The following is a 22,015-nucleotide window of genomic DNA, read 5'->3' as shown; positions in this document are numbered from 1 at the left end:
GGGCGTAAAAGGAATAATTTAATTGTAAAACACATCCCGGGTGCGTTTTTCAAAAAAAATATTAAAATTTGTGCGGTTCGCGCGCGGCGGCGCTGCTTCCAAGGCGGCATTTGTGAAATCGGAGAGATGAAATAAAAAAGACGAAAATAAATAATGAAATAAAAATGAAACAAAAAATGAAATAAAAAGGTAAAATGAAAATTCGTTTTAAGATTTTAATTTTTAAAAATTTTAAAATTAAGACATTCGTGAGAAATGTTCGACCGCTTTTGCGAATTCCTCAACTGTTTTTTCCGCGTCGCCGTGTTGGATTCCTTCGCGAACGCAGTGATTCAAATGTCCTTCCAAAACAACTTGGCCGACCTTATGAAGCGCGTTTTTCGCGGCGTTGATCTGAATGAGAATGTCTTCGCACGGCACGTCTTCGTCAATCATTTTATCGATTGCGTTTAACTGGCCGATTATTTTTTTCATCCGCCTGTGTAAATTCTCAGAATCCATACATTTTTTCATGATTACCCTCTCAAGTATAACTTGTTATCTTAAAAAGTAATTAAAGTTTATTTACTTATCGAAACATTGTTCGATGAAGCCGATTGAGTCCGTTTTTAAACGAAATAATATACTGATTATATTATTGGTCTATTGATTTTATTGATCTTCACTCATATCAATCATATATAAGAATCAATTCTCATCTGAACGGCTTGATTGTAAAGCAGTTTCGTCTCTCTCTCCCATTCCGCTCTCGGCGTGTAAAGGCGCGATGCCATGTCTGCTAACGCATCTTCTTTCGTCTCAAATATTCTTTTCGGATTTTCAACAGACTGCCTTGCGGCTTCCCGAACCACCCAAACGCCGAGCGGTGCCCAGTAAGTCGGGCGGATTTCGCGAACCGCAAAAATAAACGCCTGCTTTTTGATCGAATCCAAATATTCCAAAACGGGAAGGCGCGCCGCGTAATAGCCGCCTGACAGATTTGAATAATTTTTTTTGCCGTAAAAGTCTTCGTGGTCTTGCCCGATGTATGTTTTTTCGCCGTTCCAAACCGAATGCGGCTGCCAAACTTCAAGCAGCTCGTAAGAAAAGCTTCCGGGAAGAAGCAGAATTTCAAAGTGATTTCCGAATATTTCGCCGGTCAAAACCGTGATCTCTCGAATGTGCGGATAATCTTTGATGCGTTTGATGGTTTCTTTTCCGGTCATGTCATCGATTGCCGTAATCGACCAGCGCGTCGGAACTAACTTTCGGTCACGGCCGAGAAGACCGATTGACATCAGGCGCGTCATCTGCTCGTTGGACACATCTCCTTGGTACATCTCGACGATTGCGTCTTTGGCAAGCGCGTCCGTGTCGTAAATGATGCGGTCAACGGCATTCGGGACTTTCGGGTTTTCGGTGATATTGAAATTTTTGACTTGTCCGGAAGGTCCCATCGGCATCATCATGCTGTCAAATTTCAAGTCGGCGACAATCGGTTTTTTGAACCACGCTTCCGTATCGATCGGTTTTGACGAAAGCGCAAGCTCCTGAGCTTTCATTAAAAGAGGATTGTCGGTTTTTGCATCCGACGGCTTAAAAGTTGTATTGGCGCGAACAAGTGCCGTTCTCATCGAAATGACGTCCTGCATCTGCAAATCATGCCACAGGCGCGAGTCTTCCAAAAATCCGGGATTTTTGACGACTTTTTCGCGCAGAATTTCAGAGGCTTCGCTGAATTCCAATTCCGGCAAGTCTACTGACGGCGGAATCAACGGTCCTGCGGCTAAACTCGGATAATTGTAGCTGCCGACAAAAACAGAAGGCGGTGACGGACCAAAGACGGATGTTTGATTGGAAAGCGCTTTTGTCAAACGATTGTTGTTTTTGAAACGCTCCAAAGTCGGACAATACGGGCGGCCGCAGAGACCTTTTCCTTTACAACGCACGCACAGTCCTTCCGCCATTTTTTTCACCCGTCGTTTTGAATCAATTTTGAGTCAATTTTGAATCAAAATGTGAATTTTGAAATATAAAGATATTCAAAACAAAATCTGACATTGAATATGACTTTATCGTTTATTTTTGAGTATTGTTTACTTTGAGTATTGTTTATTTTTGAGTATTGTTTATTTTTGAGTATTGTTTACTTTTGGTTTATCAAGCCGATTTTTGCAAACACGTGTGATATTTTCTCTTTATCGGAAACACAATGTGTCGCCTCATTTTCGCCGAACTCTTCTCTATAAGCATAAAGAGCGGCTCCGGCGATACCGATCATGATATTGTCATAACTGACACCGGCGGAGTGACATAATTTCACAGCGCCGATCAGTCTTCCGTTCGGCTGCAATTTTCTGTAAGGTTCCCGCGCAACTCTTGAAATCGGGTCACACAAAAGTTTGTCGGAAAAACGCTCGATTTCTTTTGCCGCGTACTGATCCAAAAAAGCGTGATCGTTTTCATTTTTGTTTTCGTTTCTGTTTTCATTTCCGTTTTTATTTCGACTTCCATTTTTGTTTTTCAAAGCGCTCAGCATTTCATTCATTGAACCGGAAACGGTTTCACGTAATTCAGGATGTTCCATGACTTCATGCAAATATATCATCCCGTACATCGCGCCCAAATAAGCGGCGATGCAATGCGGTGTATTGTGCAGAAATAATTTTGCTTCCCATTCTTTGTTTAACAATTCGTCGACGCTGATGTATTCAATGTCTCCGTCGATTCGATTTGCTCTGTCATCAACGAAAAGTTTGCCGTTTTCGGTATGAATCGCAAGTTCGTCGCGCAGCAGGTTTTCGCTTGAGGCGGTGTTGGACGCAATTACATCGGGAATTGCAAAATAAACATTATCTGTTCCGAGATCCGCTTTCAATAATTCGACCGTTTCGGGATCGTTTTCACATAAAATGATTGAACCGGAAACGCCTTTTAAGCAGTCGGCGACGGCTTTCACATTGCTCGGTCCGACAGCAACGAAAACGGCGGCAAGATTCGTATAATTTGCTGCTTTAAATTCAGAAATTAAACAGGATCGGCTCGCGCGTACAAATTTTTCTTCCAATTTGCCGTTATGCGATTTAAATGTCAAAAAACCGCCGTTTTTGTTCATGCCGTTTACAATTTCGGGATTAATGTCGACGAAAACCAAATCATACTTATTTGTGTTGATTTTCCAAGGCAGAAATCCGCGCCCGATTGCGCCGGCACCGATAATCGCAATGATTTCTTTGGCGGTCATGATTTTTAATTTTTATTTTGATTTATATTCTCGTTTTCATAATTTATAATCATTATTCGTTTTCATATTCACTTTCATTTTTCATCACTTTCATTTTTCATCACTTTCATTTTTCATCATTTTCATGATTCATCAAAGTGCCCGTGTATAATCAATGATGGTTTTTCCATCGGCGGTGAGTTCGATTTTGCCGTCATCCGTTTTTTGAACGAGTTTGTTTTCTTCCAATTCCGCGATAATTTTATCGACGGCGGAAGGGATCAGACGGGCGATTTTTGCAATTCTTTTCGGTTCCGTCGCTCCTTTTGATTCCAAAATCTCTAAAACTTTACGGCGGTTGACGCTGCCGTTGACAAATCCTGCAAGTTCTTCCATAATGATGACTCCTCTTCATGATAATTTGTATTGCAATTATCTCCATGATAATTTGTATTACAATTATTATGTGATTTTTGCAATTGTTTTGATTATTTGTAAAGTAATTTGAATAAAAGTATAAGAATGAAATTCATTTTAACCGTATTATAATTTTGCTTTTGTAATGTCGCCACTTAAGATTTTTCATCAAAATGAAGCATATCAAAAAACATAACTATTAATACAAAGTTGGTGAATATTGCTTGTCGGAAGTTATTTTGACCGTTATAATTTCCGCTATTTATTGTTTTAATGAAATTTATTGCTTTTATTGCTTTAATAAACAAAACAATAATTTTTCAAAAACTTATCAATTTACAATAATTTAATAATAAAAACTAAAACAGCAGAAAATCTGCAAGCGGTTCGCTTCATGTGAGCTGCTAAAAAATTCGATTTGAAACGATTGGAGGATTTAATTAAAAATGAGTACCGGAATGTGTTCTGTATGCGGTTTGCCTGAAGAGCTCTGTATTTGCGAAGAAGTTGCAAAAGAGCAGCAAAGAATTACCGTTAAAGTCAACAGAAGAAGATATGGCAAAGAAGTGACGATTGTTGAAGGTTTGGACCCGTCTGAAATTGATGTTCATGATCTGGCAACTTACCTGAAATCAAAATTCGCCTGCGGCGGAACAATACGCGAAAGTTCTATTGAATTGCAGGGCAACCATCTCGGACGCATGAAAGATGTACTGATTCAGCGCGGATTCAGCGCGGATCAAATCAAAGATTAATCCGGCAGAAATCAAAAGATTTCTGTTTATACTTTCTTTTCACTTTTTCTTTTTTAATTGATTTATTGGTGAGCTGAAAGCTTTCATATCCGTTTTTATTGATTTTTCTATTTCTTTTCCTTATCTTTTCCTTTTTTATTTTGTTTTAAAAACAAACATCCAATTTTCAAAAGTCGGTGAACATGAACGCCCGATAAAATCCTAAATAAATGTTTTAGATTTCGTTAAAAAACGGCGTTCTCTTTTTGAAGAAAATTGATGAAAAACGATGTTTCAATTGAATCTATTTTGTATGAAAGACAAAATACCGCCCCCGCAATTTGAGTTCCGAGCGGCGCGAAGCGGCGAACCGGACTTGAAACGAAGTTTCAAGTTTCCGAAGCGAAGCGGAGGAAACGAGACTTGGCGGATTCTTCCCATACGAAATAAAAAATTTAAAACGTTCTGCTTTTTCGGCTGTATTCGACTTTGCAAAGTGCTTTCTTATACCCCTGTTTTTACTGTCAGATTTCGGCTGAGCCGGCTCGTCTGCAACTGTCTTTTAATTTGCTGCCTGCAATCAGGTTTGCGTTCTGCGTGCATCTGCTCATTTTAATCGTAATCCGTTGGCATTAAATTTTGCTCGCTTTGCTCACAAAATTTCGGGTTGCAGTGGGAGTCAGGTTTCTGTTTGCAGTGGGAGTCAGGTTTCTGTTTGCAGTGGGAGTCAGGTGTTTACTGAAAAATCGCTGCGCGATTTTTTCGGGCGCTGCCCGCCGCCGCGCGCGAGCCGCTTCGCTTTTCATTAAAATGTTTCAAAACAACCCCAACTTTTCATTATTTTTTTAAAAAAAACAGGCTATAGTTTTTGAATTTGTTCTCCAAAACCCGATTCCGTTTTTCTTTATGTTTTTATTCTTCCGTTCGCGACATCAATTCATCCCAAGATTCCAAAAGAGACAACGAAATCATCCATTCGTCTTCCGCTTCACGCGACGTTCCGATCACAAGTCTTTTTTTATCGTCGATTTCTTCAACGATTCCGCGCGCTCTTATTTTTTCACCTTTCAGCGCCTGACCCGCATAAGTGTGCGTGTAGCTGTAAATTTCATCGATTTCATCATGGTCGATTAAATAAATCGCGGGGCTGTCAAAAGCGAAATCATCATTTGTGACGATTGCTTCAATAATTCTTTTTTCAGTGTCGATTCCTCTTTGAATCGGTCCGGGAAGCTGATTATTTGAGCGAACGAATAACAAATCAAAATAAATATTTTTGCCGCCGCTGTCGCTGTTGCTGCCGCTGTCATTGTTGTCATCGTTATTCGAAACAAGCATTCCGCGATTTCCTTTTCGAATTTCGTGAGTGAAAAAGTCTTCAAAGGAAAACGGCGATTTTCGTTTATTGTAAACTGTTTGCCACATTTCGCCGTCAAGTTCGGCAATTTTAAACGGTTTCAATTCTCCGCGGTCATCGTTTTTCATTTCTTTCAAAGCATCTTTTGCAAAAAACCAATCATTTCCGTAAACCAAAAAATCAATATCGGATTCGTCATTTTCAAGGCCGGCTAAAATCGACCCTGTGATTCCCATCGATGAAACCGGAATGCCGGCATCTCTGAACCGGCAAATTAATTCAAAAGCGGCAGGATTCATTTTTGGATTATTTCGGATTTCGATGACGACATCATTGGGTTTTAAAATTTCAACGATTTCCGATCGCGGAACAACAGCAACATCAGAAACCCAATCCGGATGATGTTTTTTGAGATAAGCAAACGTTTCAAAAAATTCCGCTTTACGATATCTTATTCCGGTTGTTTTTCGGACGCGCGATCCGTTTTCATCGGGAATATATCTTAGGATTGAACGAATACCTTCAGGCGGATGATAATAATCAGGAACGGAAAAAATCAAATCATCTTTTGTTACAAAAAAATCGCGCAAAATCGGATCGCTTAAGATTGAATTTTTTGAAGCAGATGATTTTTCCATGAAATTTCCTTCAAAATAAGATTCGATTGAAATAAGATTTGGCTAAAAATAAAGATTCAATTAAAATAAAGATTCAATTAAAATAAAAAATCAATTCAAAAAGTCAAAATAAAAATGAATCGGAATCAATATTGATTCCGTTTTTAATTTAATTCGTTTAACAATCTGTTTAAAGATCTTCGCCGTCTTCATCCGCGCCGATTGCGCTTAAAAAACGCTTGACAACGGACTCTTCAACCAATTTTTGAAGAATTTGTTTGTCTTTGGCGGAACTGAAAACGCCGAGCGGAATTCTGGCGCCGGCCGCTGTCGGATGACCGCCCGCATTCTCGCCAAAAGCTTCGCGCATCACGTCGCCCAAATGAACGCGGATGTCATCGTTTCTCGCGGAAACATAAATGCTGTCTTCCATGATACCGAAAACGACAACCGTTGAAATGCCTTCCATCGCCAAAAGATAATCCGCCGCCTGCGGAAGCGTGTCTCTGTTGCGGATGGTGCCGACATTTGAGAGCAAAACCGTTCCGTACACTTCTCTGTTGCGGATGGCTTCACTGAGAATGTCAAGCGTTTCAACAGACATGGACGGCGTTTCGACCTGCGTCAATAAATCGTGGTCGGAAAGCGGATGAAGAAAAGATGCTGCCGCGAAGTCCGCGGATGTCGTGTTTCTTCTGAAATCATTTGTATCCGTTCGAATGCCGAAAAGAAGCGCGGTGGCAAGTTCTTTTGAAACCGGAATATCCATTTGCTGGAGATATTTCGTTAAAATCGTTGCGGAAGCGCCGACATTTGTTCGTATGTCCATGAAATCGGCGTACGGCTCAATGTCGCCGTAAGAGTGGTGGTCGATAATAATTCCGATCGGATGGTCGGCGGGAACAGAATTGTTAACGGACGGAATGGAATTGTCCACCAAAGCCAAAGAATCATATTGTTCGTAAACTTCGGGTCCCGAAATTTTGATGAGCGGGATCTCCAATAAATTAATAAAAGCTTTATTTTCGTGATGGCCGACCTTTCCGTCGTATAAAATGTCTGCTTTGATGTCGAATTTCTTCGTGATTTCCGTTAACGCGTAAGCGCTTGAAATCGCGTCGGGGTCGGGATTGTCGTGAAGAACGATGCCGAGTTTGAGGCCGCGGTGTTCTTCCAGCCATTGCGCTAAACGGTTGCCGATATGTTTTGTTTCAATCAGATCCAAATATTCCGTAATCGTTTTTGAAACGATCAGCGGCGGAATAAAAACGTAACTTGCGCCGACGGTCATCATTTCTTCTTTTTTGAGTGTGTCAGAAGCGCGGGAAATAATTTTAACATTATCGGAAACGATCGACTTAAAATTTGTCACCGCTTTTGTATTGGCATCGTCATTGGAGCTGAGCGCGGCAACGCAAATGAGGTTGCGCATATCAATCGTATTGTAAAGCTCGGGATCTGTGATGTCTCCGAGAAGCGCATTAAATCCTTCCTGGCGAAGTGTTTCAACGCGCGTTTTATCAACGTCGATAATCGTGATTTCTTTTTCGGATTTGCGCAGTTCTTTTGCCACCGCAAAGCCGATAATGCCGCCGCCTAATATCAAAAATTCGGGACGCGGTTTTTTAACGCTTTCGACATTTTTTTGTGTCATAAAATTCACCCCATAAATTCATAAAAATTCAATTGACATAAATTGACATAATTTGACATAATTTGACATAGATAAAATGGTTTATTTGATAATGGTTTGTTATAATTTTAATAATAATTTGATAATGATTTGATAGTAATTTAAATATTTTTAATTTAAATTTCAAAAATTTTGATTTTTATAAGATGCCGCTTTTGTTTTAATAAGAAAAACAATGACAATAAACAAAGTTTTGCATCTTTTCTATTTTTCATTTGTGATTATACATTGTATAAATTGAATATAGATTGAAATGATTGAATAATTCGTTGAATTGTAAAGAATAAAAGAATACATTGATTTTATTTCATGTATCTTTTCTGATCATCGACGCTTGAAACTGTTTATTTCATATCGTTCGCGCCTGAAATTGTAATATCAAGAATTTGTCATCATATATTTAAATCCATTTGTTTATTCAAATACGCCGATTTCGATTTGTTTTCAAAGATTTGTCATGACAATTAAAATCATGGGCTGTTGACTTTAAGCAATCTTAAAATAATTACAATGGAAATATAAAATAGTTACAAATCGTTAATCAATTCAGTTTTTAGAAAACGGAATCAAAGGTCTAATTATATGATGGATCAAAAATAAAATACTTAGGAATAAGAATATATAAACAAAAAAAGCAAAAAACAACTCCAAATTTTGAAAATCAAAACAAATCGGAGCGGCTCGCGCGAGGCGGCGGCGAAATCAAATTACAGATACAAATTACAGATACAAATTACAGATACAAATTACAGATAAATTATTTACATAATACAAATTTAATTCATACGATTCGTTCCAAAACGAATGTGGGGTGTTATCATGAGGCAAGAAGTAATCACATATGAAGAATTGAAAGTAATTGAAAAAAACGCAATCGGTCTTGGAATGAGTTCGCTTATGTTAATGGAAAATGCAGGTGCAGGAGTTGCAGCTTCAATTGAATGTTTAAATAAACTGAAAACAAATCGAAAAAACAACCATAAAAACAAAAAAAACAACAAGACGGGAGCTGATTCCAATCATGATGTATTCAATTCTCCTGTTTTGATATTGGCAGGTCTTGGAAACAACGGCGGAGACGCATTTGTTACGGCACGGCATTTAGAAAAAAAGGTTGTTTCGTCATTTGTATTTTTACTCGGAACGGAAGATCAAATTAAAACGCATGAATCACAAGTCAATTTCAAATTGCTGAAACATTCGGAGAAGGTTCATATTTTTGAAATAAAAAGTGAATCCGAACTCGTAAATGTGTATGATTCTTTAAAAGATGCCGGTATCGGAGCAATTATTGACGGAATTTTTGGAACCGGATTCTCGGGAGAACTGAAAGGTTTAGAAAAAGCGGCGATCGAATTGATTAATTCTGAGAGAAAAACGCGAAATATTCCTGTATTATCAATCGATATTCCTTCAGGAATGCGACCTGATCAGATTCCCGGTCTCACGGTTTTGCCTATTGTATCGTCTGCCGGATCTTCGATGTCATTATCCGATTTATCTCCTGATTTTTTATCTGATTTATCATCGAATTTATCTCAGGAGTTGTCGCCTTTATTATCATCAGCTATATCATCCGTTTCATCTTTCAATCCCGAATCCGTTGTCAAAGCTGACCTGACTGTCACTTTTCATAAATCCAGGGATTGTCCGAATTTAAAAATTCTGGATGATATCTTTGGTGAAATTGTCATAGCTCCTATCGGAATTCCAGAGGCAGCAGAGAAATATGTCGGGTCGGGCGACATTTCGTCTCTTTATAAACGATCTGTTAACAGCAAAAAAGGAGACAGCGGAAAAGTTTTGGTAATTGCAGGCGGTCCGTTTTCGGGAGCTCCGGCACTATCCGGAATGGCCGCGTTTGGAACCGGCGTTGATATTGTTACAATCGCGGCACCGGAAAGCATTTACGAATCGATTTCATCATATGCCCCCGAATTAATCATAAAAAAATTATCGGGTGAATTTTTCAATGAACAAAATATTCCGTTTGTTACGCGGTTGATTCAATCTCATGACGCTGTTGTTATCGGTCCCGGTTTTGGAAAGAACAAAGAATCAATTCAGGCGGCGGCAAAATTAGTTCCTTATTTCAAAAAAGCAGTCATTGACGCTGATGCGCTTGTTCCTGAAATGTTTGAAGCGATTGAGCAAAGTGAGAATGATTATGCCGACTATATCATTACGCCGCATTATCATGAATTAATGAGGGCAGCGGCCTATTGCGGCATTGATCTGTCTGAGAATCGCGATGAAGAAGATATTTTCGCGCTTGAAGATATTCTAATGGATATCAGTGAAAGGCTCGGTGCAATGGTTCTTTTAAAAGGACAAGAAGATATGATTGCAAGTTTTGATGAAGTTCGTTACAATTCAACAGGAAATGCGGCTATGTCGGTCGGCGGAACGGGTGACGTTTTGGCCGGTATTGTCGGCGGACTGCTTGCAAAAAACAAGGCAGAACTCGCAACCCTCTGCGGCGCTTACATCTGCGGAAAAGCGGGCGACGCTGCATACACTGAGGTCGGCGATTCCTTAATTCCGACGGATGTGATTGATAAAATCCCGTTTGCGTTTTCAAACGGCACCGTTAAAGGCAGATCACGAAAAGAATGAGAAAACGTTGGATGAAGCGTTTTCAACAAATAAATTTACAAATAAATCTGCAAATAAATTTACAAATAAATCTGCAAATAAATTTACAAATAAATCTGCAAAATCTGCAAATAAATTTACAAATAAATCTGCAAATAAAAAATGAGGATGAAATTTATTTTTTGCCGAAAACATTTTTATGAAAAGCCTTTCTTCTCATTTTTGTTTGATTTATCGTTCATTTGAAATTTCATTTAAATTTCATGATTTATTTCATTTACATTTCATGATTTTATTTATTAAATCGTTACAGAGGTTATCACATTGAAAATTATCGGCGGCCCATCTTCTCAAGCTCTCGCCTGCCGCGTTGCGGCCGGATTGAATATTCAACCGACTATTACTGATTTTATTCGCTTTCCCGACAATGAACAATATATTCAGATCAAAGAAGATGTCGCAGGCGAAGATGTTGTTTTGATTCAAAGCACAACAACCGATTCCGATTTGGTCGCGCTTTTGCAGCTTTTGGACGCCTGCGAATCCGCGAAAAAGATTACGGTCGTCATCCCGTACATGGGATACGCGCGCCAGGACAAAAAATTCAAAGACGGCGAAGCAATCAGCGCCCGCGCCATGGCAAGAACGGTCACCGCTCACAATTTAGAAAAAGTTTATACGATCAATCTTCATGAAAAAAGCATCTTGAATTACTTTTCCTGTCCCGCCGAAGACTTGGACGCTTCCAAATTGATTGCAGAGTACGCGGTCAGCTTAGGATTGGAACGCCCGCTTTTGATTGCGCCCGATAAAGGCGTTCGCGCAATGGTTGAAAACATGGCAGCCGGGTTGAATTTGGATTGGGATGTTTTTGATAAAACGCGTCTTGCAGGCGATCAGGTCGTGATGGCTGACAAAAAAATGGATATCGAAGGCCGCGACGTCATCATTGTCGATGACATGATTGCAACCGGCGGCACAATGGCAGAAGCCGTCAGCATTTTAGAGAAAAACGGCGCCAAAGATGTTTATGTTGCCTGCATCCACCCGGTTTTAACAAGAAACGCTGTTCTCAGACTTTCCAACGCCGGCGTTAAAGACATTATGGCGACCGACACGATTGAGAAAGTTCAAAGCCGAATCAGCACCGCGCCGATTATTGTTGAAGCCTTGAAAAAGTAACGGCTTCATTTTTTTCATTTTTTAAAACGCAATTCTCTTTTTTGATTCTTTTTTAAAACCTATGCGGCTCGCGCGCGGCGGCAGTTGCCGGGGGTGACGGTCGGACAGCGGCGGCATATTTGTGATTGTATTTGAATTGCAATAAAAATGAGCAGCGTATTTTTTTCAACATTGGCAATTTTATTTGTTTCGACCCGTCTTCATTTTTTAAATATCCTCGTCGGCGGGACAATTTCCAATCCGGCAGGAACTTTTATATTTTTACAAAATATCATAAACCTATGAAAGATTCAAAGATTCGCCGCACTTCTAAATCCTCATCCGGTGAGGATCCCAAATATCAGGATTATTCTTCACTGCCGACCGATCCCGGACGCGGGAACGAAGAAGCAGAACGTTTTATTTTCTCGGTTCAGCGAAAAGAACTGTCGTCAACCAAAAGAGAATACATCGAATCAACGCAAACCAAACCCGACGCGCCTTTTGCCGGCGCGCAGCCGAAAGGCATGTATTCCGTTCCGGGTTCCGATGTTGTTGACGATTATGCTAAGAGCACGGATTGGCGCGAGCGCATTCAAAAAGCGGTTGCCGAATCTGAAAAACGTGTAAAGGCGCCTCAAAAAGAGCCGGCACCGTGGCCGGAAGCGCCGCATGATCGCGACAGGCAAAGAGAAATCGTTTATCAGGAAAGAATTTTTGAAAAAACAGAGCCTGTCGTCAAACAGGACGATATTTTATGGGAAATTGATGAAAGAATTACCGAAAAGTCAGAATCAAAACCAAAATCAATTCCCGCAGAATCAAAATCCGAATCTGCGATTGAACCGAAATCGGAACAGGAATTAAAACCGTCCCGCCCCGCTTTCGATTCTGCCCGCAAAAAAGTCATTCGCGCCGAAGCGTATACGGAATGGCTTGCAGAACGGAATTCCAAAATCAAAGGCGAAGAAGAACAACTTATTCAAACGGCTGCCGCCAAACAGAAAAAATTGCAGCGTGCTGAAGCGCACAGCATTTGGGTTGCCGAGCGCGACGCGCGCATTGCAGCAGAAGACGCTAAGCTGAAAGCTGATGTCGCTGCCAACCTGAAGAAGCAAAAATATGCCGAAGCGCATGACATTTGGCTTGCCGAGCGCGACGCGCGAATCGCCGAAGAAGATGCGAAACTGAAAGCTGATGTCGCTGCCAACTTGAAAAAGCAAAAATATGCCGAAGCGCATGACATTTGGCTTGCCGAGCGCGACGCGCGCATTGCAGCAGAAGACGCGAAACTGAAAGCTGATGTCGCTGCCAACTTGAAAAAGCAAAAATATGCCGAAGCGCATGACATTTGGGTTGCCGAGCGCGACGCGCGCATTGCAGCAGAAGACGCGAAACTGAAAACATCTCTTGCAAAACAAAAGCAAAATGAAGCTCATGATAAATGGCTCGCCGAACGCGAAGAACGCATTGCAGCAGAAGACACTCAATTGAAAGCAAATGTCGCTGCCAATCTGAAAAAGCAGAAATATGCCGAAGAACACGACAATTGGATTGCCGAGCGCGAAACGCGAATCGCATCCGTTGATGCTGCGCTGAAAGCTGCCGTTGCCGCCAATTTGAAAAAGCAGAAATACGCCGAAGCTCACGGTAACTGGATTGCCGAACGCGAAGAACGCATCGCGGCTGAAGATGCCGCGTTGAAAGCCGCTGTCACTGCCAATATGAAAAAGCAGAAACGTGCTGAAGCTTATGATTTATGGTGCGCGGAACGTGAAAACCGCATTGAAAATGAAGAACGCGAACTTTTAATCAGAGCGCGGGAGAAAATAGCGGAAGCGTCTGCCGCATTTGCTGCGTCTTCCGTTTCCGAAGATGCTGCTCTTAATGCTCTTCAAGAACCGCTTTTCACTTCAGAAAGTGAAGTCGAACCGGCGGGCGAATTCAAAGAAGTTGAAAACGAATTTGAAGCCGTTTTTGATGAAAATGCCGAAATCTTTGAGCCATTGGAAGATGACATTGTTATTGAAATCTTTGAAAAAGATATTGAAATCGAAGTCGGCGGCGATGAAATTAAAGTTGAACTTATTGCCGAAGAAGTTATTATTGATCTTTCCGACAAAGCATCTGTGTCAGAGCCGATTTCTGCCGTTTCTGCTGCGTCTGATCTTATTGTTTCTGCTGCGCCTGAATCTGTTACTCCGGCTACGCCTGTTATGCCTGAGTCTGCTGCTTCTGCCGATGATGCGGATGCGGAGTACGATGCCGATCTTCAAGCTTTGCTGAGCGAAAAGAAAAGTTTGGAACAATTGCGCGCGAACAGAACTTCTGTTCAGAATTTGGATGATGAATTTGTTGTCTGAAACGGTTGTCTGAAACGGAAATTTTATCTGAATCAAATTTTTATCTGATGGAAAAGTGCTGGAAACTTGAAATAGTAAATGAAAATATTTTAATGCAAGTAAATCATTCTTATCTTTGCATTAAAATATCCGATTTTCGGATTTAAAAACAAAAACAGGAGATTTTTTAATGGATTCAAAGCTGTATCATTATTTTTATGAATCCCTCAACTCTCACGAAGACGTTCAAAAACTTTCGCAAAAATATAATGTTTGCTGCGGCACGCTGTCAAGCATTTTAAATCAAAAAGTAGTCGAAGACGTCAAGAAATCTCATTATCGTTTTAAAAGAAAAGAAGAGAAAATTGTCGGTGAATGGCTTAACGGTCAATCTTTTTTAGCGCTCAGTCGAAAATACAATTATCCGGCAACATTGGTCTCAACGCTTGTTTTGGAAAATCTCGGTCATTCCAAAAAAGAAATTCGTTTTTATTATAAAAATCCGAAAACAATTGAAAACGGGCGCATTCAAAAAGAATTGATTGAATCTTTAAATTCTGATTATTTCTTTTCGCCGCGGGCGCATCAATTGCAGGAAGAGAAAGGCAAAATCGGTGAAAATATTATTTCTTTTTGGCTGAAAAAGAAAAGCTGCGACTTCACTTGTGAAGACGAAATGCGCGCCGAGGGCTGCACCGGAAAAACGCCGGATTTCCTTCTTCGAAAATCAATCAAAATCAGCGGGCGCGAAGTTTGCTGGATTGAAAGCAAAGCGCTTTTCGGCGAACTCAAAGAACATCGCCATTACGAGAAAAAACAATTTAAAGAATATGCCGACTGTTTCGGTGACGGGCTCGTTGTTTATTGGTTCGGCTATGAAACGGATATTTTAAAAGAAAAAGGCGAAGGATATCAAATCGCCGATCACGATTTCTTCCAAAAAGACGTTCCTGAGCACGTGACAAAGTTTTTGAATTACGTGATTCATTGGTAAGGCTTCCTCTTATCTGTTTTAATTGAATTGTTTTGATTCTTCTCTCTTTTTTGTGTTTTTGTATTTTTTTGATTTCATTCTTTTTGACCTCATTCTTTTCATTTTGACTTTGTTCTTTTCATTGGCGGCGTCGCGCGCGAGCTGCTCCGTTTTTTCGTTTGCTTTATTTGAAAATCGCAGTTGGTTGATTTGTTTTCCTCCAATACAAGCGGTTTTGTTTTTCAAAAATCAACAACGAAACCCAAACATCCAATTTCGTGAAAATCGATGAAACCAAAACGCCCCTCTTTTTTAATCTAAAAAATAACTTTTGAATTAAAAACGGCGTTTCATTTTTTTTAGATTTAAATGAAAAATGATGTTTCATTTTTGAAAAAACGATAAATTCCAATAGCTTGATCCCCCGCTGACGAGTATCCGAAGCGTCAGCGGAGGATGCGAGGAGGCGGAGATTTTCGCGAACTTTTATGAAGCCCGACGAACCAATTTAATTTCTTTGAAACAGTTTCCGTTTTGAACCTGTATCTTTTTTTATTTGAAACACATTTTCGTTCTCATGTACGACGTTTACGAAATTCGAAAAGATTTTCCCGTTTTGGAAAAAGTCATTTATTTGGACAGCGGCGCAACGACACAAACACCCAAATCCGCCGTTCTTGCAATGAATGATTTCTTTTACAATTACGCCGCCAACTACGGTCGCGGCGCTCATCGTTTATCTATTGAAGCAACGAACGCTTTTGAAGACGCGCGCGAAATTGTCGCCGACTTCTTAAATACGCCGCCCGAAAATACGATCATGACGAAAAACACGACGGACAGCATCAATATTGTTGCCAACGGATTCGGATTTCAGAAGGGTGATCACATTATCACGACGATGATTGAGCATCATTCCAATTTCGTTCCCTGGCTGCGCCAAAAAGAAAACGGCGCCGTCATCAGTGTCGCAGATATTGATTCCGAAGGTTTTGTGAATCCGAATCAAATTGATGAAATGATTACGGATCAAACTAAAATGATTGCCGTCGGTCATATTTCAAATGTTTTCGGCTCGATTCAAAACATTGAAAAAATCATTCAAATCGCTCGCAAAAATAATATTCCCGTCTTGGTTGACGGCGCGCAGTCGGCAGGTCACATGGAACTTGATTTGAAAGCGCTTGACTGCGACTATTTCGCAGCGGCCGGACACAAAGGCTTGCTCGGTCCGCAGGGAACCGGAGTTCTTTACATCAAAAACCCCGAAACGATTCAGCCGACCGTTCTCGGCGGCGGCACGACGTCGGACGCAGACACCTGCGGATTCACCACGAAATCGTCGCCCGAATGTTTTGAAGCCGGAACGCCGAATCTTCCCGGAGTCATCGGACTCGGCGCCGCCGTTGAATATCTTCAAAAGCTCGGCGTGAAAAATGTCGAATCTCACGATAATAAGCTGGCGCAGGACACTGCAAAACGCCTAAAAGAAATCGCCGGCGTTGAAGTTTACGGTCCTCAAAACCGCGCCGGCCTCGTTTCGTTCAATATTGAAGGACTTGAGCCGCACACCGTTGCCATGCGATTGGATAAAGTCAAAAACATTTGCGTCCGAAGCGGTTATCACTGCGCGATTCCCGGACAAAAAGCGCTCGGAATCAACGGGTCGTCCCGTGCGTCTTTTGCACTTTACAATACGGAAGAAGAAGTCGATATTTTTGTTGAAGCGGTCGGCGAAATTGCCGGAAGCCGCTGATTTTCCTTTTTTTGGTGAGGCGGCGGCGCGCGCGAGCTGCTTCATTTTTATTTTGTTTTTCAAACTTGTCTTTCGGTTTTATTTTATTTTTGAGATGAAATCTAAACATCCAATTTCCTAAATCGGTGAACCTGAACGCCCGATAAAATTCTAATTTTAAATATTTTAGATTTTTGAGAATAGATGGCGTTCCGTTTTTGAATTATTTTGATGAAAAAAGATGTTTCAATTGAATTAAATCTTGAATGAAAGACAAAATACCGCCCCCGTAAGTTAAGTTTCCGAAGCGAAGCGGAGGAAACGAGACTTGGCGGATTCTTCCCATAAAAAACAAAAAATTCAAAACCGTTGATTGTGAATTGTTTCTCGCTTTTAGTGTTATTGCTGTCAGGGCGTTCTCTGTTGCCGCTTGCATCTGCTCATTTTATCGTAATCCGTTCCCATTCGCGAACGTGCCGCTGCTGCCTACAGGTTTTTGTTTGCCGTCTGCTCGAAGGCTTCCGCCTCGCAGCCGCTGCCGCGCGCGAATTGTCCCCGTTTTAATTTATTTTAAAACCCGAACCGCAAATTCAAAAAAATCAAAGAAAAAGAGCTTTCGCTTTTCAATTTTAATATTCAGAAAAAAGAAATGAAAAAGAAAAGAAATGAGTAATTAAAATTACTCTTGTTCTTCCAAAAGGACTGCGTTGATAACGCCTGCCTGACCCGGTCTGCTTGTGATTCTCACAAGACCGATGTCGGTTTTGACGAGTGTTCCTTTTGTCATGATGTTGCGTCTGATGTAGTGTTTGTTTGCGGGGTTTCCGGTCACTTTTTCAGCAGTTGCGCGCTGTGTTTTGCCGGTCTTCGGGTCAGTGACGTTGATGAAATTGTCGCTGAGAAGTCTGACCTTTCTGTTGCCGCCGCGTGTTGCGATGTTCTTGTTCTTTGTCGGGCCGATTCTGGTTTCGGCGAATTCGCGACCGATTTCAAACTTTCTCTTGCTTCTGGAAGCAATTCTTTTGCCGCCTGTATATGTTCTTTTAGATGCACCTTGCCATCTCATAATTATTTCCTCTGTCGGGTTGTGAATGTAATGAATTAATGTAAATTTATTTTATTTAATTTAACTTAATTAAATCTAATTTATTTTAAATTTTGATTCAAACGTGAGCAGCGTTTGGAATCGCTCGCATTTCTGCGTTTGTTTGCATTTCTGCATTTTTAGATACTTTTTCTGCCGGTCCGGTTCCTTCGTGCACGGTTTGCCGGCGATGAGAGCTAAATGTAAATGGGAAGTTTAATCAAAAATCCAATACGAATAATTCAATATATGAATCTTGCGATACGGAATTTCAGTTTTAATTCTCTCAAACAGTCATTCATTCTATTTGAACCTTATTAAAAAAAGAAAATAAAAATCCGAAAAAGGAATACGAATAAATAAACTGAGAACATTTTACTGCTTGGTAATATTGTTAAATTTCTTAAAATTTGTAAAATTTAAAATTTATAAAATTTAGAGGGTTATAGAAATGGCGACATTAACAATGGATACAATCTGCGGTCACGTCAATAAAGTGACTGCTAAAAGCGAAGGCATGATAACACATGTTACGATTGAATCGACATGCCCGAAAATCAAAAATTGGGGCACGGAATTCGACATCCCGATGGACCAAATCATGGACAACAGAAATGAAACGCTTGAATCCAAGCTTCAGACATTTCCGCTGACACCGACATGTTTTGTCCCGACATTGGTCATGAATGTCGTTTGGATGGAAAACGGCATGATTGCCAAAAGTCTTGTTAAAAACAAAAGCCCGATTCGAATCGAATATGATGATTAAGCGACTTAATAATGAAGTAAAATTAAATTAAAATTAAATCGATAAATAAAACGAATCAAAATATGAAGAAATATATCGCGGACTCAGCCGTTTTTATTATGGGTAATTGCCCGATTGCCGCCGCCGACATGGTGACGATACCGCATGTTCAGGACGAAATGAGAAGTGAAGATGCTTCTCTTCGTTACGATATTTATGTCGCGGAAGGTCTGATGGTCGAAGCGGTCGAAGATGTTTTTGCAGACGCCGTCAAAGAACAGGCGTCTCAAACACGCGATATTGAAAAACTTTCTTCAACCGATATCGGAATTTTAGCGAAAGCTTTGGAATATCATGAAAAAATCGGTGACGACGCTGTTTTAATCACGGATGATTTTGCCGTTCAGAATATTGCCGCGCGCCTCGGAATTGCCGTTATGCCCGTTGCGCAGCGCGTGATTTCGGATCAAATTATTTGGCAGAAACAATGTATCGGCTGTTTCCGCCATTTCAAAGACGGTGAAGAGTGTCCGGTTTGCGGGTCGCCGCTTCGAAAGAAAATGAAGAAAAAAGTGAAGCAAAAACCGAAAACAATATAAAATGCCGAAATGTATTAAAAATTAAATAGGTGGAAACACATTGCATATCATTACATATTTTAATTAATTCAAAATTATAATTTATTACGGCTTATCGTAAATATTCATAAATTTCTAAAATTTTTAAATAATACGTAATTATCGCAATATCGTTTACATAATTTCAACTTATCAATACTTCAACTTATCAATTAATATTTCAACTTGTCAACTAATATTTCAACTTGTCAATTATTTATCAATAACTTATCCCGACAGGGGGTTTCATATGAAGAAAATCGAAGACTTGTCTCAAAAGGCGGATGAATTGCAGCAGAGCGGTTTAACGACCGGTCAAATCGCTGATGAACTGAACATTTCCACCGAAACGGTTGTCTGGCTTTTGACGAACAAAAAACCGAATCCGGACGGTTCGATGCCGAAAGATTTGTCGGTCAACTGGAGCGCGCTCGGACAGAACGCAACACGCCTCCGCTGCACGGCGCAGATTCTCTGCGACATGGTGTCTGAAGCCGCTGTCACGCAAAAAGAATACATTGACGTGATTGTCGGCGTTTCTTCAAGCGGCGTACCTGTTGCAAGTTTCATGGCCGGTGAAATGGAATCTGAATTTACGGTTTACTATTCCAAAAAAGCCAAGTTCGAGGATTCCGGCGCCGCGAAAGGCGCGTTTTCGCGCAACTTCTCCGAAGTTCGCGGCAAGAACTGTGTAATTATTGACGACGTCATTTCAACGGGCGGCACGATCACTGACGTGATTGCTCAAACGAGAGCTGCCGGCGGCAATCCGATTGCGGTCGCTGTTTTGGTTGACAAAGTCGGTTTTGATGAAGTCGACGGCGTTCCTGTCGTTGCGATTATGAGAATTACAAGACTCGGGTAATTTTTCCGATTCTTCTTCTTTCTTTCTTTATTATTTTCAATTCCATTTCTTTTTCTTATTTTTACTTTCGATTTCTTTTTTCTTTGATTTTTGTAAAAACGGGGTACGTTTTTCGATTTCTTTTTTAAATTGTTGCGATTCGCGCGGCGTCGGCTCGGCGGCGGCAAACGGAAACCTGCCTCCAACTGCAAACAAACACCGCCTCAGCAGCAGTAACAACAAAAGACAGTTGCAAGACGGCACTTTGCCGGAACAGGTTTGCGTTTTCCGCTTTTTCCAGTTGCCGTGAGTCTGATCAGTGGGATGATATGTTTAATTCGTCTTGGAAAGAATCCGCCAAGTCTCAATTCCCTTCGCTACGCTGCGGGAATTTCGACTTGCGGGGGCGGTATTTGAATTTTTCATTTATTTTTCAAAAATCAAACATCGTTTTTTATCAATTTTCTTCAAAAACGGAACGCCGTTTTTTAATGAAATCAAAATAATTTTTTAGGGTTTTATCGGGCGTTCAGGTTTACCGATTTGAAATATTGGATGTTTAGGTTTGTCCGATTATTAAAATCAAGTTGAAATAAATCAAAAAATTAAAATAAAAATCAAAATTAAAATAATCACACATTTCAACCTTTCTCTTTTCGCAAATTAACAAAATTTAAATCCATTGCCGTGTTTTCGTGTTTGTTTATTTTTTAAAAAGGCGCAGGCGTTTTATTGTGTATTCAAAAGAATTGGCAGAATTGGGTTTTGTTGTTTTTCGCCGTCAAAACGATAACGGCGGTATCAAACCTCATCTTTTTATTCGTTTCAAGTCCAAAGAAGGGCAGTTGCTGACTTTTGCAATCGATACGACGCGCATTCCGGCTTCTCAGGAACCGCCCGACGCTTATCTCATCACACACGCGCATTCCGATCACTACGGTAAATCGGCGATGCTTTCCGAAATTTCGTGGTGCTCTGAAGAAACCGCCCGCGCGCTTGAAATCCGTTATGAAAAAACGTATAAAGGAAAGACATTTGAAAACGGAAGCACTTTTTTTGTTTGCGGCGTTGAAGTTCAAACATTTGACGTTTATCACACGCCCGGATCATCCGCTTTTTACTGGGAAAACGAGCTCGGGAATTCCATTCTGATCACCGGCGACGTCAAAGATGCCCGAAACCTTCCGAAATGCGACATTTTGCTGACGGAAGCCAGTTACGGCGACCCTTCCGACATAAGCTGTTATTTTAAAGACGATATTGAAGGACTTCATCATGCCGTTTTATCCCACATCGGCGAACGAAAAATCGCATTCGGCGCTTATGAATTCGGAAAATCCCAAAAAGCCGTTTCCATACTCCGCGACATGGGATATAACGGGCCGATTGCCATGAACAGCAAAACATTGACGCTGACGGAAAAATTTGTCAGAAACTCAGGCGAACTCGTTGAAATCGGCACCGGTCAATTTAGTTTCAGTCAAAGCACTCTCATTCAAAATGACGCCGGTCAAAATGATGTCAGCCAAAACAGTCTTAATCAAAACACTGTCAGTCAAAGCGAAGATCTCAGCGTCAGCTGTCATGTCAGCATCGTTCCTATCGGCGAACTTTTTAATTTCAGCTCTGACATCCGCAAATACGTCCTGACGTGCCGCTCAGACTATCCGTTTGAAAACATACGTCTCAGCGACCATTTAGACGTCGACGGATTAACGCGTATGGTCAAAGAAATCTGCCCGAAAATCACAGTCGTTTATCATCCCAACAAAAGTCCGCGGACAGATAAATTTGCGAAACATCTTGAGAAGAACGGTTTTAAAGCTTTTTCAATCAATAAAATTCAAAATATTGTAAGAAATGAAAAAACGGTTTGAGCAAATCAATTTGAGCAAA

Annotated in this window: 21 protein-coding genes; 14 read left to right on the top strand and 7 right to left on the bottom strand. The window is 40.7% G+C overall.

Features of this window, described 5'->3' with window-relative positions:
• Nucleotides 1-237 precede the first annotated feature (237 nt).
• The 4 genes from MmiHf6_RS04360 to MmiHf6_RS04345 form a co-directional block, all read right to left on the bottom strand.
• Nucleotides 238-501 carry a metal-sensing transcriptional repressor gene (locus MmiHf6_RS04360; RefSeq protein WP_316558483.1) on the bottom strand — a complete coding sequence of 88 codons (264 nt, stop codon included), beginning with the start codon at nt 499-501 and terminating at the stop codon, nt 238-240.
• Between the two features lie 173 nt (nt 502-674).
• Nucleotides 675-1,946: an Nre family DNA repair protein gene (locus tag MmiHf6_RS04355; protein ID WP_316558482.1), complete on the bottom strand. Its 1,272-nt coding sequence runs from the start codon at nt 1,944-1,946 to the stop codon at nt 675-677.
• A gap of 179 nt (nt 1,947-2,125) precedes the next feature.
• A complete protein-coding gene (locus tag MmiHf6_RS04350; RefSeq protein ID WP_316558481.1) occupies nt 2,126-3,223 on the bottom strand; it encodes a mannitol dehydrogenase family protein in 1,098 nt (365 codons plus the stop codon).
• Between the two features lie 132 nt (nt 3,224-3,355).
• Nucleotides 3,356-3,598 carry a helix-turn-helix domain-containing protein gene (locus MmiHf6_RS04345; protein ID WP_316558480.1) on the bottom strand — a complete coding sequence of 81 codons (243 nt, stop codon included), beginning with the start codon at nt 3,596-3,598 and terminating at the stop codon, nt 3,356-3,358.
• A gap of 467 nt (nt 3,599-4,065) precedes the next feature.
• On the opposite strand from MmiHf6_RS04345, the gene yciH reads away from it, so the two are divergent.
• From yciH to MmiHf6_RS04330, 3 genes are all read left to right on the top strand, one after another.
• Nucleotides 4,066-4,374, top strand: a complete 309-nt coding sequence (gene yciH, locus MmiHf6_RS04340) for a stress response translation initiation inhibitor YciH (RefSeq protein ID WP_316558479.1) — start codon at nt 4,066-4,068, stop codon at nt 4,372-4,374.
• A 468-nt stretch (nt 4,375-4,842) separates the two neighbouring features.
• Nucleotides 4,843-4,989 carry a hypothetical protein gene (locus tag MmiHf6_RS04335; RefSeq protein WP_316558478.1) on the top strand — a complete coding sequence of 49 codons (147 nt, stop codon included), beginning with the start codon at nt 4,843-4,845 and terminating at the stop codon, nt 4,987-4,989.
• The gene (locus MmiHf6_RS04330; protein WP_316558477.1) at nt 4,980-5,162 is read left to right on the top strand and encodes a hypothetical protein; all 183 of its coding nucleotides are present in this window, start codon (nt 4,980-4,982) and stop codon (nt 5,160-5,162) included. Before MmiHf6_RS04335 ends, MmiHf6_RS04330 begins: the two co-directional genes overlap by 10 nt.
• A 103-nt stretch (nt 5,163-5,265) precedes the next feature.
• Here the strand turns inward: MmiHf6_RS04330 and MmiHf6_RS04325 are convergent, their stop codons facing one another.
• On the bottom strand, nt 5,266-6,348 hold the full coding sequence (locus MmiHf6_RS04325) for a nucleotidyltransferase domain-containing protein (protein ID WP_316558476.1): 1,083 nt from the start codon (nt 6,346-6,348) through the stop codon (nt 5,266-5,268).
• Between the two features lie 169 nt (nt 6,349-6,517).
• A complete protein-coding gene (locus MmiHf6_RS04320) occupies nt 6,518-7,981 on the bottom strand; it encodes a DHH family phosphoesterase (RefSeq protein WP_316558475.1) in 1,464 nt (487 codons plus the stop codon).
• A gap of 858 nt (nt 7,982-8,839) precedes the next feature.
• On the opposite strand from MmiHf6_RS04320, the gene MmiHf6_RS04315 reads away from it, so the two are divergent.
• The 7 genes from MmiHf6_RS04315 (at nt 8,840) to MmiHf6_RS04285 (ending at nt 17,390) form a co-directional block, all read left to right on the top strand.
• Nucleotides 8,840-10,636, top strand: a complete 1,797-nt coding sequence (locus MmiHf6_RS04315) for an NAD(P)H-hydrate dehydratase (RefSeq protein WP_316558474.1) — start codon at nt 8,840-8,842, stop codon at nt 10,634-10,636.
• Between the two features lie 7 nt (nt 10,637-10,643).
• Nucleotides 10,644-10,781 (top strand): hypothetical protein, encoded by a 138-nt coding sequence (locus MmiHf6_RS04310; protein ID WP_316558473.1) that lies wholly within the window; start codon nt 10,644-10,646, stop codon nt 10,779-10,781.
• Nucleotides 10,782-10,939: 158 nt separating this feature from the next.
• Entirely contained in the window at nt 10,940-11,797 is an 858-nt protein-coding gene (locus tag MmiHf6_RS04305; RefSeq protein WP_316558472.1) for a ribose-phosphate diphosphokinase, read from the top strand.
• A 281-nt stretch (nt 11,798-12,078) separates the two neighbouring features.
• A complete protein-coding gene (locus MmiHf6_RS04300) occupies nt 12,079-14,139 on the top strand; it encodes a hypothetical protein (protein ID WP_316558471.1) in 2,061 nt (686 codons plus the stop codon).
• A 169-nt stretch (nt 14,140-14,308) separates the two neighbouring features.
• Nucleotides 14,309-15,112 (top strand): TPD domain-containing protein, encoded by an 804-nt coding sequence (locus MmiHf6_RS04295; RefSeq protein ID WP_316558470.1) that lies wholly within the window; start codon nt 14,309-14,311, stop codon nt 15,110-15,112.
• Nucleotides 15,113-15,647: 535 nt separating this feature from the next.
• Nucleotides 15,648-16,847, top strand: coding sequence for a cysteine desulfurase (locus MmiHf6_RS04290; RefSeq protein ID WP_316558469.1), 1,200 nt, complete (start codon nt 15,648-15,650; stop codon nt 16,845-16,847).
• Between the two features lie 402 nt (nt 16,848-17,249).
• Nucleotides 17,250-17,390: a hypothetical protein gene (locus MmiHf6_RS04285; RefSeq protein WP_316558468.1), complete on the top strand. Its 141-nt coding sequence runs from the start codon at nt 17,250-17,252 to the stop codon at nt 17,388-17,390.
• Between the two features lie 115 nt (nt 17,391-17,505).
• Here MmiHf6_RS04285 and MmiHf6_RS04280 read toward each other — a convergent pair whose 3' ends face one another.
• Nucleotides 17,506-17,892, bottom strand: coding sequence for a 30S ribosomal protein S8e (locus MmiHf6_RS04280; RefSeq protein ID WP_316558467.1), 387 nt, complete (start codon nt 17,890-17,892; stop codon nt 17,506-17,508).
• Between the two features lie 469 nt (nt 17,893-18,361).
• On the opposite strand from MmiHf6_RS04280, the gene MmiHf6_RS04275 reads away from it, so the two are divergent.
• From MmiHf6_RS04275 to MmiHf6_RS10250, 4 genes are all read left to right on the top strand, one after another.
• On the top strand, nt 18,362-18,679 hold the full coding sequence (locus tag MmiHf6_RS04275) for a DUF6951 family protein (protein WP_316558466.1): 318 nt from the start codon (nt 18,362-18,364) through the stop codon (nt 18,677-18,679).
• 62 nt (nt 18,680-18,741) lie between these two features.
• Nucleotides 18,742-19,257, top strand: coding sequence for an NOB1 family endonuclease (locus MmiHf6_RS04270; RefSeq protein ID WP_316558465.1), 516 nt, complete (start codon nt 18,742-18,744; stop codon nt 19,255-19,257).
• 268 nt (nt 19,258-19,525) lie between these two features.
• Nucleotides 19,526-20,140: an orotate phosphoribosyltransferase-like protein gene (locus tag MmiHf6_RS04265; RefSeq protein ID WP_316558464.1), complete on the top strand. Its 615-nt coding sequence runs from the start codon at nt 19,526-19,528 to the stop codon at nt 20,138-20,140.
• A 713-nt stretch (nt 20,141-20,853) separates the two neighbouring features.
• Nucleotides 20,854-21,996, top strand: a complete 1,143-nt coding sequence (locus MmiHf6_RS10250) for an MBL fold metallo-hydrolase (protein WP_316558463.1) — start codon at nt 20,854-20,856, stop codon at nt 21,994-21,996.
• Nucleotides 21,997-22,015 lie beyond the last annotated feature (19 nt).

The organism is Methanimicrococcus hongohii (assembly GCF_032594095.1).
Lineage (GTDB): Archaea > Halobacteriota > Methanosarcinia > Methanosarcinales > Methanosarcinaceae > Methanimicrococcus > Methanimicrococcus hongohii.
The sequence above is the reverse complement of the archived record's forward strand: the minus strand, read 5'-3'. Positions and strand labels throughout refer to the sequence as shown.